General features: G+C 66.7%; 15 protein-coding genes. 11 read left to right on the top strand and 4 right to left on the bottom strand.

The features are described 5' to 3' along the window. Positions 1–105 precede the first annotated feature (105 nt). Positions 106–969: a helix-turn-helix domain-containing protein gene (locus AC2FNJ_RS00580; protein ID WP_496761637.1), complete on the top strand. Its 864-nt coding sequence runs from the start codon at positions 106–108 to the stop codon at positions 967–969. A gap of 114 nt (positions 970–1,083) precedes the next feature. Beyond that, the gene (locus AC2FNJ_RS00575; protein WP_496761636.1) at positions 1,084–1,266 is read left to right on the top strand and encodes a hypothetical protein; all 183 of its coding nucleotides are present in this window, start codon (positions 1,084–1,086) and stop codon (positions 1,264–1,266) included. A 57-nt stretch (positions 1,267–1,323) separates the two neighbouring features. Here the strand turns inward: AC2FNJ_RS00575 and AC2FNJ_RS00570 are convergent, their stop codons facing one another. From AC2FNJ_RS00570 to bcoG, 3 genes are read right to left on the bottom strand one after another with little or no spacing between them, the layout of a single operon-like run. Further along, positions 1,324–2,085 (bottom strand): SDR family oxidoreductase, encoded by a 762-nt coding sequence (locus AC2FNJ_RS00570; RefSeq protein ID WP_496761635.1) that lies wholly within the window; start codon positions 2,083–2,085, stop codon positions 1,324–1,326. Further along, positions 2,082–3,548 carry a carnitine 3-dehydrogenase gene (locus AC2FNJ_RS00565; RefSeq protein WP_496761634.1) on the bottom strand — a complete coding sequence of 489 codons (1,467 nt, stop codon included), beginning with the start codon at positions 3,546–3,548 and terminating at the stop codon, positions 2,082–2,084. Before AC2FNJ_RS00565 ends, AC2FNJ_RS00570 begins: the two co-directional genes overlap by 4 nt. A 28-nt stretch (positions 3,549–3,576) precedes the next feature. After that, entirely contained in the window at positions 3,577–4,500 is a 924-nt protein-coding gene (bcoG, locus tag AC2FNJ_RS00560) for a 3-dehydrocarnitine:acetyl-CoA trimethylamine transferase BcoG (RefSeq protein WP_496761633.1), read from the bottom strand. 133 nt (positions 4,501–4,633) lie between these two features. Here bcoG and AC2FNJ_RS00555 point away from each other — a divergent pair, with 133 nt between their 5' ends. After that, entirely contained in the window at positions 4,634–5,620 is a 987-nt protein-coding gene (locus AC2FNJ_RS00555; RefSeq protein ID WP_496761632.1) for a GlxA family transcriptional regulator, read from the top strand. A gap of 71 nt (positions 5,621–5,691) precedes the next feature. Here AC2FNJ_RS00555 and AC2FNJ_RS00550 read toward each other — a convergent pair whose 3' ends face one another. Continuing rightward, positions 5,692–6,738: an aldo/keto reductase gene (locus tag AC2FNJ_RS00550; protein ID WP_496761631.1), complete on the bottom strand. Its 1,047-nt coding sequence runs from the start codon at positions 6,736–6,738 to the stop codon at positions 5,692–5,694. 113 nt (positions 6,739–6,851) lie between these two features. Here AC2FNJ_RS00550 and AC2FNJ_RS00545 point away from each other — a divergent pair, with 113 nt between their 5' ends. From AC2FNJ_RS00545 to AC2FNJ_RS00510, 8 genes are all read left to right on the top strand, one after another. Then, a complete protein-coding gene (locus tag AC2FNJ_RS00545; protein ID WP_496761630.1) occupies positions 6,852–7,250 on the top strand; it encodes a rhodanese-like domain-containing protein in 399 nt (132 codons plus the stop codon). A gap of 181 nt (positions 7,251–7,431) precedes the next feature. After that, positions 7,432–8,250, top strand: coding sequence for a DUF2189 domain-containing protein (locus tag AC2FNJ_RS00540; RefSeq protein ID WP_496761629.1), 819 nt, complete (start codon positions 7,432–7,434; stop codon positions 8,248–8,250). A 95-nt stretch (positions 8,251–8,345) separates the two neighbouring features. After that, a complete protein-coding gene (locus AC2FNJ_RS00535) occupies positions 8,346–8,954 on the top strand; it encodes an ImuA family protein (protein ID WP_496761628.1) in 609 nt (202 codons plus the stop codon). 62 nt (positions 8,955–9,016) lie between these two features. Continuing rightward, the gene (locus AC2FNJ_RS00530; RefSeq protein ID WP_496761627.1) at positions 9,017–10,231 is read left to right on the top strand and encodes an MFS transporter; all 1,215 of its coding nucleotides are present in this window, start codon (positions 9,017–9,019) and stop codon (positions 10,229–10,231) included. 14 nt (positions 10,232–10,245) lie between these two features. After that, on the top strand, positions 10,246–10,833 hold the full coding sequence (locus tag AC2FNJ_RS00525; RefSeq protein WP_496761626.1) for a YceI family protein: 588 nt from the start codon (positions 10,246–10,248) through the stop codon (positions 10,831–10,833). Between the two features lie 82 nt (positions 10,834–10,915). Then, the gene (locus AC2FNJ_RS00520; RefSeq protein WP_496761625.1) at positions 10,916–12,139 is read left to right on the top strand and encodes an MFS transporter; all 1,224 of its coding nucleotides are present in this window, start codon (positions 10,916–10,918) and stop codon (positions 12,137–12,139) included. Positions 12,140–12,255: 116 nt separating this feature from the next. Continuing rightward, a complete protein-coding gene (gene metG, locus AC2FNJ_RS00515; protein WP_496761624.1) occupies positions 12,256–13,974 on the top strand; it encodes a methionine--tRNA ligase in 1,719 nt (572 codons plus the stop codon). A 229-nt stretch (positions 13,975–14,203) separates the two neighbouring features. After that, positions 14,204–15,376, top strand: a complete 1,173-nt coding sequence (locus tag AC2FNJ_RS00510; protein ID WP_496761623.1) for an efflux RND transporter periplasmic adaptor subunit — start codon at positions 14,204–14,206, stop codon at positions 15,374–15,376. Positions 15,377–15,378: the final 2 nt, after the last annotated feature.

Here is a 15,378-nt window from a genome sequence, read left to right as displayed (position 1 = left end):
TCCCCAAGTTTTCTTGGTCTTTTTCAAATTGTTACAGATCACCGAGACGTGTGAGAATTCGGAATATGATTAACAAAACTAAGCGGATGTGATAAAAGTTATCGAATGTATGAGAAAATGGACAAACGCGACCGGGCAGCGCAGTTTCGTATGCGGCTGGCCCGTGCCATGGAAGAGGCCGAGATCAGCCAAAGCGAGCTCGCGCGGCGAATCGGCGTGGATCGTTCAACGGTCTCGCAACTCCTGACCGACGAAGGCGCGCGCCTGCCGAACGCCCATGTCGTCGGAAGTTGCGGCGCGGCGCTGGGGGTCTCGGCCGACTGGCTGCTCAGCCTGTCGGAGCGACCCGAAAGCGCGGCGGAGTTGCTGGCCAGTTCGCTGACGCTCACCGAAGCGCCCAGGGCGCTGGTGGACGAGCGCATCTTCGAATGGCACCAGCAGGCCGCGGGCTACAAGATCCGCTATGTCCCGGCGGCCCTGCCCGACATGCTCAAGACGCGCGCAATTCTGGAATGGGAGTATTCGCCCCATCTGGGCAAAACGGCGGATCAGGCCATCGGCGCGTCCGGCGACCGGCTGGCCTGGATGCGCAGCGCACAATCCGACTACGAGATCGCCATGCCGCTGTATGAGATTCACAGTTTTGCCCACGGCACCGGCTACTACGACGGCTTGCCGCTCGACGTGCGGCTTGAGCAGATCGACCACCTGCTGGAGCTTTGCGAACAGCTCTATCCGCGCCTGCGAATCTACCTCTACGACGCCAAGCGCCTCTACTCGGCGCCGGTCACGATCTTTGGCCCGCTGCTTTGCGTCTTCTATGCGGGCTCGCACTATATGGCTTTCCGCGACCGGGACCGGATCGAACTGTTCACGCGGCACTTCGACACGCTGGTGCGCGAGGCCGATCTGACGGCCAGAGATCTGCCGATACATCTGCGGGAATTGCGCGATGCGATCACGGCGTGACGCGGCAACCGCTGCGCACAGGCTGTGCAAGGCCCGGTCCGTTGCGGTATAGTCTTCGGGCGCGAACCTGATGGAATTCCCACCGGTCGAGACGAACAACGGAGGATTCGACAAATGGACGCACTCAAGACTGCCGAATATGCCCGTGCGCTCTATTCGGCCCACGGAGACAAGGCCGAAGCCGAGGCTGCGCAAAAGATGCGCGCCTGCGAAGAGGCCGGCAAGACGGACGAGGCCAGGGACTGGGAAGCCGTGCGCCAGGCCATCCGCCAAATCCGAGGTCCGAATCAGGCGTGAGCCGCAGAGACGACGCCGTGCGCCGGCCCGCCAGGCGGGCCGGTTTGGCGCGGCGGTTCAAGGTTTGGGGTCGGGATTGACCGTGTGCCCGTCCACGGCGATCACCTGTCCGGACACCAGCCGTGCGGCATCCGAGGCGAGGAACACCGCCATGTTGGCGATGTCGCGCCCTTCGACGAACCGACCCATCGAAGTCCCCGACGCATATCCTGCATAGACCTGGTCGCGGGTCATGCCCTTGGCCGCCGCTTCGCGTTCCAGCACGCCCTCCATGCGTGGTCCCTCCACCGCACCGGGGCAAATGACGTTGCAGCGAACGCCGAACGGACCAAGCTCCATCGCCAGAGTCTTGCCGAGGCCGATGACTCCCCACTTGGCCGCAGCATAGGGCGCCCGGTTGGGATAGCCGTACAATCCGGCCGTGGACGAGGTGATGAGGATGACGCCGCTGCGCTGCCGCTTCAGCATCGGCGCCGCGTGTTTCGCACACAGAAACGCGCCGTCCATATTGACGGAAATGCATTTTTGCCAATCTCTTAGCGCCACATCCTCAACCAAGGCCGTCGGACCAGCGATGCCCGCATTGGCGCAGAGCACATCCAGACCGCCCCAATCAGCCTCGATCGCATCGAACGCTTCCGCCACGGCGTCTTCGTCCGCGACATCGACGCGCGATCTGCGCCAATGCTCCGGGCAGAGCGCCAGCGCCGCTTCGTCCACGTCCGCAACCCAAACCCGCGCCCCGCTTGCATCGAACGCCTCTGCCATCGCCCGGCCCACGCCCGAGGCCCCGGCCGTGATCAGCACCCGGCTGCTCATGCGGGCCTGCGGATCGAGTTGCCGGCCCCGTCGGGATAGGGCAGTCCGGCCTGCGCCTCGGCGACCCGCGCCATCGCCGCCTCGATCTCGGGCGACGGCGCGCAAGGCCGCCGGGTCTCCAGGCTTACGTGCAGCAAAAAGCTCTCGCCGGTCGCCAGCAGCTTGTCGCCTTCGTACATGCGGTGGAACAGGTGCAGTTTCTTGCCCTGCCCCAGCAGCATCTGCGTCCGGACTTCGATCCTGGTTCCGGCGTGGGCCTCATCGAGGTGGCGGATATGGGTCTCGGCGGTGAAATAACTGCCCCCCGAGGCGATGTAGTCCGCATCGCAGCCGATGATCTCCATGAACCGGTCGGTGGCGTTGGCAAACGCCTCCAGATACTTGGACTCGGTCATGTGGCCGTTGTAGTCGGTCCAGTCCAGCGGCACCGCGCGCGCCAGCGTCAGGATCGGCTGGCTCAGATCGGCCTGATCCAAAGTCGGCAAGGCCCCGGATTTCAACCGCGCGTCGTGTTGGTTGAGCACCGCCCCCGCACCCCAATCCTGCTGTTTCAGCGCCCGCATCATGCCCACCAGGTTGGTGTCCCGGATGCGTTCCAACTCACGGATCGAGTGCATCCCCGACTGGGCATCCGACTGATCCGCGATCATGTCCACCAACTCGTCGGTGAACTCGGGCACGTCCATCAGCTTGGTCCAGGGCCATTTCAGCGCGGGGCCGAACTGAGCCATGAAATGTCGCATCCCGGCCTCGCCCCCGGCCACGCGATAGGTCTCGAACAGGCCCATCTGCGCCCAGCGGATGCCGAAGCCCATGCGGATCGCCTCGTCCACCTCCTCGGTCGTGGCGACACCGTCCTTCACCAACCACAGCGCCTCGCGCCAGACGGCCTCGAGGAACCGGTCCGCGATATGCGCGTCGATCTCCTTGCGGACCTGCAGCGGGAAGAACCCGACCGAGCGCAACTCGGCCTTGGCCCGCTCGATCAATTCGGGCGGATTGGCCGCCGAGGGCACCAGCTCGACCAATGGCAGCAGATAGACCGGGTTGAACGGATGCGTCACCACGATCTGCCCGGGCCGCTGCGCACCCTGCTGCAACTCCGACGGCTTGAAGCCGCTTGTCGAAGACCCGATGATCGCCTGCTTGTCGCAGGCCTCCTGCAGTTCCGCATAGACCTTCAGCTTCAGGTCCAGCCGCTCGGGCACGCTCTCCTGGATCCACGACGCTTCCTGCACCGCTTCGGCCATGTCCGCGTGGAAGCTCAGCGCGCCCTCGGGCGGCAGAGGCACATCGCTCAGCCCCGGCAGGGACCGGCGCGCGTTGTCCAGAACCTCGCCGATCTTGCGCTCGGCCTCGGGATCCGGGTCGAACACCCGCACGTTCCAGCCGTTGAGCAGGAATCGCGCGGCCCACCCGCCGCCGATCACACCACCGCCGATGATTGCAGCCGTTTTCGTCATGGTCGCATCTTTCACTTCGTATCGGGTTTCAGCCTGCGGCGCCCACCGGCGCGCGCTTGGTGAGACCCAGCTTCTCCCGCACCTCCTGCGGACCGATCACGCGCGCTCCCAGGTTTTCGATGATGGTCTGCGCCCGTTCCACCAGCTGCCAGTTCTCGGCCAGCACGCCCTTCTCCAGCCACAGGTTGTCCTCCAGTCCAACGCGCACGTTGCCGCCCGCCAGCACCGCTGCGGCGACATAGGCCATCTGGTGCCGCCCCAGTGAAAACGCGCTGAAGGTCCAGTCGTCGGGAACGTTGTTCACCATCGCCATGAACGTGTTCAGATCGTCGGGCGCCCCCCACGGCACTCCCATGCACAGCTGCACCAGCGCCGGGCTGTCCAGAACGCCGTCCTTGACCAGTTGCCTGGCATACCAAAGATGCCCGGTATCGAAGGCCTCGATCTCGGGCTTGACACCCAGATGCGTCATCATCCGGCCCATCGCGGTCAGCATGCCGGGCGTGTTGGTCATCACATAATCGGCCTCGGCAAAGTTCATCGTGCCGCAATCCAGCGTGCAGATCTCCGGCAGGCACTCGGCCACATGCGCCACCCGCTCGGACGCGCCGATCATGTCGGTCCCGGCTTCGGCCAGCGGAAGCGGGTTCTCGACCCCGCCAAAGACCATGTCCCCGCCCATGCCCGCGGTCAGGTTCAGAACCACGTCCACCTCCGCATCGCGGATCCGGTCCGTCACCTCGCGATAGAGGTCCAGCCGCCGGCTGGGCGCGCCGGTCTCGGGGTCGCGCACATGGCAATGCACCACCGCCGCTCCGGCCTTGGCCGCCGCGATGGCGCTGTCGGCGATCTGCTTGGGCGAGCGCGGCACATGCGGGCTGCGATCCTGCGTGCCGCCCGAGCCGGTGACGGCGCAGGTGATGAAGACGTCGCGGTTCATTTCCAGAGGCATGTCGTTTTCCCCATGTTGTACCGGGTTGCACTGTCGGTTTTCCCCAGACTTGTCCCCGGATTCCGATTTGCTTTCGCAGGCGACTCTGGCGCAGCCTGAACACGACAACTTGCCAGAATGCGAATCGAACTTGATGAAATCCGCAAAAAACATCCTCCAGCCGGAACACCGCGCCCTCAAGACCGCGGTGCTGGTGCTGGACGAGTGCAATACGCTCAGCTTCGCCGCCGCGGTCGATCCGATGCGCGCGGCCAACCGGCTGGCGGACCGGCCCGCCTTCGACTGGGACTACGTCACCGCCTCGGCCGCGCCGGCGCAGCTGACCAGCGCGCTGAGCGTGCCGGGAATACCCTTGGCGCGGCTCGAGGCCTGCGATCTGCTGATCGTCGTCGCCGGCTTTCAACTGGCCCGCCACGCCACGCCCAGCCTGCTGGCCGGTCTGCGCCGGATCGCGGGAACCGGCGCTGCCCTCGCCGGGATCGACGGCGGCCCCTGGCTGCTGGCCGAGGCCGGCCTGCTCGACGGCCATTCCGCCACCACCCACTGGGAAGACCTCGAGAACTTCGCGGCCCGTTTTCCGGAGGTGACGGTTCTGCCCGACCGGTTCGCGGTGTCCGGCAACCGCCTGACCTCGGGCGGCGCCATCCCCGCGGTCGAGATGATGCTACACGTCATCGCCGCCCGTCATGGCGCACGGTTCGCCGCACGGGTCGCGGGCCTCTTTCTCTATGACGGCATCGCCGAACCGTCGCGCCCGCAAAGCCGGATCGGCGCGCCGCACCGTCACAACGCCCTGACGGCCAGGGCCAACGCGCTGATGGAGGCCGCCCTGGACGAGCCCCGGCCGCTGGCCGACATCGCCAAGGCCCTGGGCACCAGCCCCCGCACCCTGCAGCAGCAGTTCCGCCTGCGCCTGAACACCACCCCGCAGGACCATTATCTGCACCTGCGCCTGGCCGAGGCCCGCCGGCTGGTCACGGACACCGACATGCCGCTGATGGACGTGGCGCTGGCGACCGGCTTCGCCTCGCAATCCAGCTTCGCCCGCGCCTTCCGCACCGCCCACGGGCTCTCGGCCCGCGACCTGCGGCAGGAACGCGCGGGCGCGCCACAGCCCTGATCTTCATCTTGCCGGAAATACTCCGGGGGTGAATTGCCCGAAGGGCAAGAGGGGGCCGGCCCCCTTCCCACTCAATACGGCATCGGATGCGCGCGGTGGGCCGCCGAAATCTCGTCGAGAACGGCATCGGACAGTTGCAGGTCGGCGCCGTGCAGGATGTGCTCCAGTTGGGTCCGGGTTGTGGCCCCGAAGATCGCCGACATCATGAAGGGCCGGGTGTGACACCAGGCCAGGGCCATGTGGACCGGGTCCAGCCCGTGCCGCCGGGCGATCTCAAGATAGGCCTCCACCGCATTGAAAACACGGGATGATTTGCGCCCGCCCATCTCGGGCACCAGGGACATGCGCGAGCCGTGGGGGACCGTGCCGCCCTGATACTTGCCGGTCAGAAATCCGGCGCCCAAGGGTGAAAAGGCCATCAGGCCCACGTCTTCGTTAACGCTCAGTTCAGACATGTCCGTATCGTACAGGCGACAGAGCAGCGAGTATTCGTTTTGTACAGACGCCACGCGCGGCCATCCGCGCGCTTCGGCGATGCGCAGCCACTGCGCCGTGCCCCAGGCGCTTTCGTTGCTGAGGCCGAAGGCGCGGATCCGGCCCCTGTCCACCTCGTGCTGCAGGGCTTCGAGGCACTCCTCCATGTTGGCCAGCGTCGCCGCGCGATCCTGGCCGGACGGATCGTAGGTCCAGTTCTGCCGGAACATGTAGCTGCCGCGGTTGGGCCAGTGGAACTGGTAGAGGTCGATGTAATCGGTCTGCAGGCGCCGCAGCGATCCCTCGATGGCCTGCGGTATGGTCCGCGCCGAAATCGGCGCGCCGTCACGCGCGCCCATGAACCCCGCACCGGAATGCTTGGTGGCCAGCACATAGTCGCCGCGCCGGCCCGGATGGGCGGCGTTCCAGGTTCCGACGATCTCTTCGGTGCGGCCCACGGTCTCTTTCGAGACCGGGTTCACCGGGTACATCTCGGCGGTATCGACAAAGTTGATCCCGGCAGCCAGGGCCATGTCGATCTGGGCATGCGCCTCGGCCTCGGGCGTCTGGGTGCCGAAGGTCATCGTGCCAAGGCACAGTTCCGACACCATCACGCCGGTGCGTCCCAGCGGCTTGCGTTTCATGGCCTGATCCTCCTGCTGCTGCCGGCGCAACCCTAACGGGCCGGTTTCCGGGGGCAACCCCCTTGTGATGCGCGCCGGTTTCCGACAGCCTTGCGGATGGAAGGAGACCAGCCATGGCGCAGACCATCACCAAGGGGATCAAGGCGTTGCTGGACGAGGCGAACGCTGTGGTCCGGATCATGCCGGTGGCCGAGGCCAGGACATTGTTCGACGACCCCGGCCATGTCTTCGTCGATCTGCGCGACATCCGCGAGCTGCAGCGCACGGGCCGGATTCCCGGCGCGTTTTCCTGCCCGCGCGGGATGCTGGAATTCTGGATCGACCCGGAAAGCCCCTATCACAAGGAGGTTTTCAACCAGGACAAGACCTATGTCTTCTACTGCGCCAGCGCCTGGCGCTCGGCGCTGAGCGCCAAGGTGGCGCAGGAGATGGGGCTGAGCCCGGTGCTGCATCTGGAAGGCGGGTTCACGGAATGGGTGAAACAGGGCGGGCCGGTGGAAAAACGGGCGTGAGGCGGCGCGGCCTGTGTCCGTCGGGTTCGAGGACCGGACCGCGGACCCGGCCGGCATACGCCCCGCTTGCCCTTGAGCCTCGCCTGTTGCAGACTTTGTGGTGGAGGAGGGATGTCTGTTTCACCGCCGCGCCGGTCGGCAACCGGACCAGCGCGGCGCCATGCTTTGGGAGGCGTATGTCATGACATCCAAGACCGCGGGCTCCACGCCGCCGGACAATCTGACGCCGCAGCAGCGCAACATGCCCGAGGTCCACAGGGTGACCTGGGACGATGTCACCGCGTCGCTGAAGGCCGGGTTTTCGGACTTTCTGGCCCGCCCCGTCATGAGCGGCTTCTTCGGCCTGTTCTATGCGCTTTTCGGTATTCTGTTCGTCTGGTGTCTGGTCTGGCTCGGCGCGGTCTGGATGATCATTCCCGCCGCCGTGGGCTTTCCGCTGGTCGCGCCTTTCGCCGCCGCCGGGCTGTATGAAATGTCCCGCCGGATGCAGAAGGGGGAAAGTTTCGGCTGGTCTGAAATCCTCAGCGTCATGGCCAGTCAGCGCAAGCGCGAAATGGGCTGGATGGCCTTTGTCACCCTGTTCATTTTCTGGGTGTGGATCTATCAGGTGCGGCTTTGGCTGGCGATAATCCTGAAGGATGCCTCCTTTTCGAGTCTTGACGGGTTTTTGAACTCGGTCTTCTTCACGCCGCAGGGCTGGGCCTTTCTTGCCGTCGGCACCTGTGTCGGCGCGTTTCTGTCGGCGGTCCTGTTCTCGGTGACAGTCATCGCCATGCCGATGCTGCTCGACCGGGAAACCGATTTCGTTTCCGCCATGCTCACGTCGCTGCGCGTGGTTTCGGAAAGCCCGGTGGTCATGCTGACCTGGGCGGCGATCATCTCGATCACCATGCTGGTGTCGCTGGTTCCGGCCTTTCTGGGCCTGGTCCTTACCCTGCCGATCCTGGGCCACGCCACATGGCATCTCTATCAGCGGGCGGTGCCACCTGCCGAGGCATGATCCGGTGAAGCCGGTCCTTCCCGGTCGCGGGCCGCGCCCCGGCCCGCCCTCATTCCGGCATTGAGAACAAAAAGGGAACACGATAGAGTCTTTCCATGTCGACTCACCTGCTCAGCCGCAAGCCCGCCCGCGATGTGCCGGCGCTGGTCCTGCATCCGGAAATCAGCCTGGCGCTGGCCCGCGTACACGAAGCCTGCGGCCCGGCCCGGCGCAGTTTCGCCATGTGGCTGGCGGGACAGATGCAGGGGCCGGTGCTGTGGATCGCGCCCGCCTGGGGCGCCGATCAGCTGAACCCGGACGGGATGATGCCCTTTGCCGATCCGGCGCGGTTCCTGTTCGTGCACCCCACCCGGGCCGAGGATCTGCTGTGGTGCCTGGAAGAGGCGCTGCGCAGCGGCGCGGTGCCGCTGGTGGTGGGCGATCTGCCCGAGGCGCCGGGCCTGACGCCGGTGCGGCGGATGCATCTGGCCGCCGAACAGGGCGGTGCGATGGGACGGGCGCCGCTGGGGCTGCTGCTGACCCCCGGCGAGGGCGGCGCGCAGGGGATCGAGACGCGCTGGCACATGGCCCCGGCGCATCACGGCGAGGCGCGCCGCTGGACCCTGGCCCGCCGCCGCGCCCGCGCCCTGCCCCCGGCGGCGTGGCGGGTCACGCAGACCGCCCCGCGCACCCGGCTGACGCTGGAACGGATCGGCGCGGATTGACGCGGCCCGGTTCACGCAACTTGTTACTGGTCAAACGAACCCGGCCTGCTTAGCGTGCGCGCATGACCCACCCGATCCATGACAGCCGATATTCCTGGTTCCGCCTGCTGGTCACGCTGGCCATCGCGACGGTGGCGAATGTGGGCATGTGGGCGGTGATCGTGGTCATGCCGGATATCGAGGTGCAGTTCGGCGCCGGGCGGGCCGAAGCCTCGCTGCCCTACACGCTGACGATGATCGGCTTTGCGCTGGGCAATCTGTGGCTGGGGCGGCTGGTCGACCGGCTGGGCGTCACCTGGGCGCTGATCGGCGCGGCCGGGGTGAGCGCGGCCAGCTATGTGCTGTCCACGCTGGCGCCGTCGATGACGCTGCTGGCGGCGGCGCATCTGCTGCTGGGGCTGGGCACCGCCGTCGGGTTCGGCCCGCTGATCGCCGACATCTCGCACTGGTTCATCCGCCGGCGCGGCATCGCCGTGGCGCTGGTGGCCAGCGGCAACTATCTGTCCGGCGCGATCTGGCCCACCCTGCTGGCGAGCACCCTGGCCGAGCATGGCTGGCAGCAGGTCTATCTGAACCTTGCCGGCATCACGCTGGTGGCGGTCATCCCGTTGGCGCTGCTGCTGCGCCGGTCGTTGCCGGCCGATGCCCATGACACCGCGGCGACCGCGGCCCGCCTGAACGCCAAGAGCGCCGGCCTGTCGCCGCGGGCGCTGCAATACGTGCTGGGGCTGGCCGGGATCGGCTGCTGCGTGGCGATGTCGATGCCGCAGGTCCATATCGTCGCCTATTGCGTGGGCCTGGGCTATGGTCCCGTGGCCGGGGCCGAGATGCTGTCGCTGATGCTGCTGGGCGGCGTGGTCAGCCGGGTGATCTCGGGCCTGGTCGCCGACCGGCTGGGCGGCGTGCGCACCCTGCTGATCGGGTCGGTGCTGCAGTGCATCGCCCTGTTCCTGTTCCTGCCCTATGACGGGCTGGTCTCGCTCTATCTGGTGAGCGCGCTGTTCGGCCTGGCGCAGGGCGGGATCGTGCCGAGCTATGCGCTGATCGTGCGGGAATACATGCCGCCGCGCGAGGCGGGCGCGCGGGTCGGGTTCGTGATGATGATGACGATCCTCGGCATGGCGCTGGGCGGGTGGATGTCGGGCTGGATCTACGACGTGACCGGGAATTATCAGCTGGCCTTCATCAACGGCATCGCCTGGAACGGCCTGAACATCGCGATCATGCTGATGCTGCTGGCGCGGTCGCGCCCGCGCCGGCGAGAGGCGCTGGCGTGAGCGGGTCCGGCGCCATGTCCCGGCGGACCCTGCTGTGTCTGGCGGCGGCTGCGGTGGCGGCGGCGCCGCTGCGGGCCGCGCTGACCCCGTATGACCTGGACATCGGGAAATCGGAGGTCGGGTTCCTGTTCACCCTGGCGGGCACGCGCCAGGTCGGCACCATGCCGGTCAGATCCGCCGACATCCGCATCGACCTGAGCGATCTGGCGCGGAGCCGCGTGGATGTGGTGATGGATGTGAGCGGGGCCGAGACCCGGTTCGCCTTTGCCCGCAGCGCCATGCTGGGGGCGCAGGTTCTGAACGCCGCCCGCTTCCCGACTATCCGTTTCGTTTCGACCCGCATCCAGCTTGGCGACGGCGGGCGGCTGTCGGACGGGGCGCGCGTCACCGGCGACCTGACCCTGCGCGGCGTCACCCGGCCCGTCACCCTGGAGGCCAGCCTATACCGGCAGCGGGGCACGGCGGCGACCGAGCTGGGGGAGCTGAGTTTTGCCCTGACGGGCCGGATCAGCCGCAGCGCGTTCGGGGCCGAGGGCTATCCCGAACTGGTGGCGGACGCCGTCGATCTGGACATCCGCGCGGTGATCGCGCGCGGGGCCTGAGACCCGGCTTTGGCCAAAACCGACGCCCAAAAGTCGAGAACGATCAAGCACATCGAAACCAGACCGTCATTTTGGGCATGTCATGCGTACGATCCTTTCCTTTGCCGCCCTTTTCCTGTCCGTCATCCTGCTGCAGCTTTCCACCGGAGGGGTCGGCCCGCTGGACGCGATCTCGGGGCTGACGCTCGACTTCTCGACCGAGCAGATCGGTCTGTTGGGATCGGCGCATTTCCTGGGCTTTTTCATCGGCTGCTGGTGGGCGCCGCGGCTGATGGGCACCGTCGGCCATTCCCGCGCCTTCGCGGTCTGCACGGCGTTGGGCGCGATGGGCCTGCTGGGCCATACCCTGACGGAAAACCCCTATGTCTGGGCGCTGTTGCGGATCGCGTCGGGCACCTGCGTCGCCGGCTGCTATACGGTGATCGAGGCGTGGCTGAACGCCAAGGTCACGAACGCGACGCGGGGGCGCGCGACCGGCATCTACCGGATCGTGGACATGAGCGCCTCGCTCTGTGCGCAGCTCATCATCGCGGTTCTGCCGCCGGCCTCCTACGTGTCCTACAACATCCTGGCCATTCTCTGCTGCGCCGCGCTGCTGCCGCTGACGCTCACCCGCGCGAGTCAGCCGGAAACGCCGGACGCGCCGCGCCTGCGCCCGAAGCTGGCCTGGAGCTGTTCGCCGCTGGCGGTGGCCGGCGTGATCGTGGCGGCGCTGAGTTCGGCCTCCTTTCGGATGGTCGGCCCGGTCTATGGTCAGGAGGTCGGGCTGCGGGTCGATCAGATCGCCTTTTTCCTCGCCTCCTTCGTGCTGGGCGGCGCGGTCGCGCAGTATCCGATGGGGTGGCTTGCGGACAAGTACGACCGGCGCTGGGTTCTGATCTGGCTGTCCGCCGCCGCCGTGCTGAGTTGCGGCGTGACCATGGCGGCCAGCGGATCGGGCACGGTGGGCGTCATGCTGGCCGCCGGGTTCTTCGGCTTTACCACCTTTCCGATCTTCTCGGTCTCGGCGGCCCATGCCAACGATTTCGCGACCTCGGAACAGCGGGTCGAGCTGTCGGCGGCGCTGATGTTCTTCTTCGCGCTGGGGGCCATCGCGTCGCCCTATGTGTCCTCGTCGCTGATCCAGTCCTTCGGTCCCGGCGCGCTGTTCGCCTTCGTGGCGCTGGGGCATGTCGTCCTGATCGTGTTCGGCCTGACGCGGATGCGCGCCCGCCCGACGCCCGAGGACCGCACGCGCTATGTCTATGCGCCGCGCACGTCCTTCACCATCGGCCGTCTGCTGAAACGGTCGCGCGAAGGCCGGTAGGCCCGGGCAACCGGCCCGCTTGCCGGTGCAAATCCCGTTGCCCGCGCAAAGCCGGGCTTTTTCTGCGCCGCAACATGGGTTAGACGGGCGCGCAGACAGTTACGCGGATACGGAACATGGCTCGGATTCTCATCACCTCGGCGATCCCCTACATCAACGGGATCAAGCATCTCGGCAACCTGATCGGCAGCCAGCTGCCCGCCGATCTGTACGCACGCTATCAGCGCGGCCGGGGCAACGAGGTCATGTTCCTGTGCGCGACCGACGAGCACGGCACCCCGGCGGAACTGGCCGCGGCCAAGGCGGGCAAGCCGGTGGCCGAATACTGCGCCGAGATGCACGAGGTGCAGGCCGACATCGCCAGGCGGTTCGGCCTGAGCTTCGACCATTTCGGCCGCTCGTCCAGCCCGCAGAACCACAGGCTGACGCAGCATTTCGCCGGCAAGCTGGCCGAGGCCGGGCTGATCCGCGAGGTGAATGAAAAACAGGTCTATTCCAAGGCCGACGGCCGGTTCCTGCCGGACCGCTACATCGAGGGCACCTGCCCCAATTGCGGCTATGAACGCGCCCGCGGCGATCAGTGCGAGAACTGCACCAAGCAGCTGGACCCGACCGACCTGATCGAGCCGCGCAGCGCCATTTCCGGTTCGACCGATCTGGAGGTGCGCGAGACCAAGCACCTGTATCTGCGCCAGTCGGCCATGAAGGACGCGCTGGATGCCTGGATCGACAGCAAGACCGACTGGCCGGTGCTGACCACCTCGATCGCCAAGAAATGGCTGCATGACGGCGACGGGTTGCAGGATCGCGGCATCACCCGCGATCTGGATTGGGGCATTCCGGTCAAGCGGGGGGACGAGGATTGGCCGGGCATGGAAGGCAAGGTTTTCTATGTCTGGTTCGACGCTCCGATCGAATACATCGCCTGCGCCCGGGAATGGGCGGATGCCAACGGCAAGGCGGATGCCGAATGGGAACGCTGGTGGCGGACCGACAAGGGCGCCGATGACGTGCGCTATGTGCAGTTCATGGGCAAGGACAACGTGCCGTTCCATACGCTCAGCTTTCCGGCGACCATTCTGGGCTCGGGCGAGCCGTGGAAGATGGTCGATCACCTGAAGTCCTTCAACTTTCTGAACTATGACGGCGGGCAGTTCTCGACCAGCCAGGGCCGCGGCGTGTTCATGGATCAGGCGCTGGAGATCCTGCCGGCGGATTACTGGCGCTGGTGGCTGTTGAGTCACGCGCCGGAGTCGAGCGACAGCGAGTTCACCTGGGAAAACTTCCAGGCGTCGGTCAACAAGGATCTGGCCGACGTGCTGGGCAATTTCGTCAGCCGCATCACCAAGTTCTGCCGGTCGAAATTCGGCGAGGCGGTGCCGGAGGGCGGCGATTACGGCGAGCGGGAACGGGCGCTGATCGCCGAGCTGACCCGCCGCATCCGGGCCTATGAGGGCCATATGGACGCGATGGAAGTGCGCAAGTCGGCGCAGGAATTGCGGGCGATCTGGGTGGCGGGCAACGAATACCTGCAGGCTGCCGCGCCCTGGTCGACCTTCAAGGAAGACCCCGACCGCGCGGCGGCGCAGGTGCGGCTGGGTCTGAACCTGATCCGGCTTTATGCCGTGCTGAGCGCGCCGTTCATCCCGCATGCCTCGGCCCGGATGCTGGAGGCGATGAACACGACCGATGACAGCTGGCCCGAAGATGTCGGGGCGGCGCTGAACGCGCTGCCTGCCGGACATGCCTTCAGTGTGCCCGAAGTGCTGTTTGCCAAGATCACCGACGAACAGCGCGAAGCGTGGCAGGAGCGGTTCGCCGGCCAGCGGGGCTGAGGGCCGGTCGCGGCGGGTTCTGCCGGTTGCGGGGCAAGGGGTTGTCCGCGGCCCGCAGGCGGGTGCGGCCGCCCCTGACGGATTTCATTGGCGATTCAAGGGCAAGGGCGGGGACGCTTGCCTTGAGTAATTTCCGGTTTGCGTCCATCCTGAGGCCGAATCCGCTGACTCGGCCTGTCACGCCACTGCCGTGACCCTGTGGCGACCCCTTTTGAACGAGGCCCCTTTCATGCCAATCGCTTCCCGAAATCCGATGAACAACGGCGGCCTTGCGCTGCGCCTGGTTGCAGCATTCGCGCTGATGGCGCTGCTGGGTTCCGGCACCGCGATGGCCCAGGACGACGCGGCGGCGCCGGCGCCCAAGGTCTCGATCGCCGCGGCCTATGCCGAAGAGATCGTTGACGAGGCGGTGTTCATCGGGCGCGGCGAGGCGATCGACAAGGTCGATATCGTCGCCCGCGTGAACGGCTTCCTGCAGGAGCAGAACGTGCCGGATGGCGCCTCGGTCGAGGAAGGGGAGCTGCTGTTCGAGATCGAACCGGACCTGTACGAGGCCACGCTGGAGGCCCGCAAGGCCGATCTGGACCGCGCCGAGGCCAATCTGGAACTCGCCAAGGTGGACCTGGCGCGGAAAACCGAGCTGCTGCGGCGCGACGCGGTGCCCGAATCCGAGGTGGACGTGGCCAGGGCGAACGAACTGGTGGCCGAGGCCGAGGTGAAGGCGGCCAAGGCGGCGATCCAGCAGGCCGAACTGGATCTGAGCTATACCAAGATCCATGCGCCTTTTCCCGGCCGGATCGGGCGGGTGGCGACGAGCGTCGGCGACGTGGTCGGCCCCAACAACCCGCCGCTGGTGACGATGGTGCGCGAAGCGCCGATCTATGTCAGTTTTTCGCTGACCGAGAAACAGCTGGTGGACGTGCTGGAGCAGCTGGGCCAGACCAGCGGCTCGCTGGCGGACAGCCCCCAGAGCCCCGAAGTCCACGTCAACCTGCCGAACGGCTCGGAACTGGATGAGACCGGTCAGATCGTTTTCGTGGACAACCGCATCGACCCGCTGACCGGCGCGATCCTGGTGCGGGCGGAATTCGCAAATGCGGGTCGCCTGATCGTGGACGGCGCCTATGTGCAGGTGCGCATTCAGGCGCTGGAGCCGACGCTCCGCGTTCTGATCCCGCAGGCCGCGCTGCAGCGCGACCAGCGCGGCGATTTCGTGCTGGTGGTCAACGACAAGCAGATGGTCGAGCAGCGCTACATCACCACCGGCGACAGCGTGGGCAGCGCGATCATCGTGCTGGACGGGCTGCGCGAGGGAGAAAGCGTGATCGTCGAGGGCCTGCAGCGGGTGCGCCCCGGCGTGGCGGTCGATGCCGTCGTGGCCTCCGAGAGCGGCGGGGAATAAGC

The organism is Ruegeria sp. BHSB196 (assembly GCF_059613135.1).
This window is presented reverse-complemented; position numbering and strand designations above follow the sequence as displayed.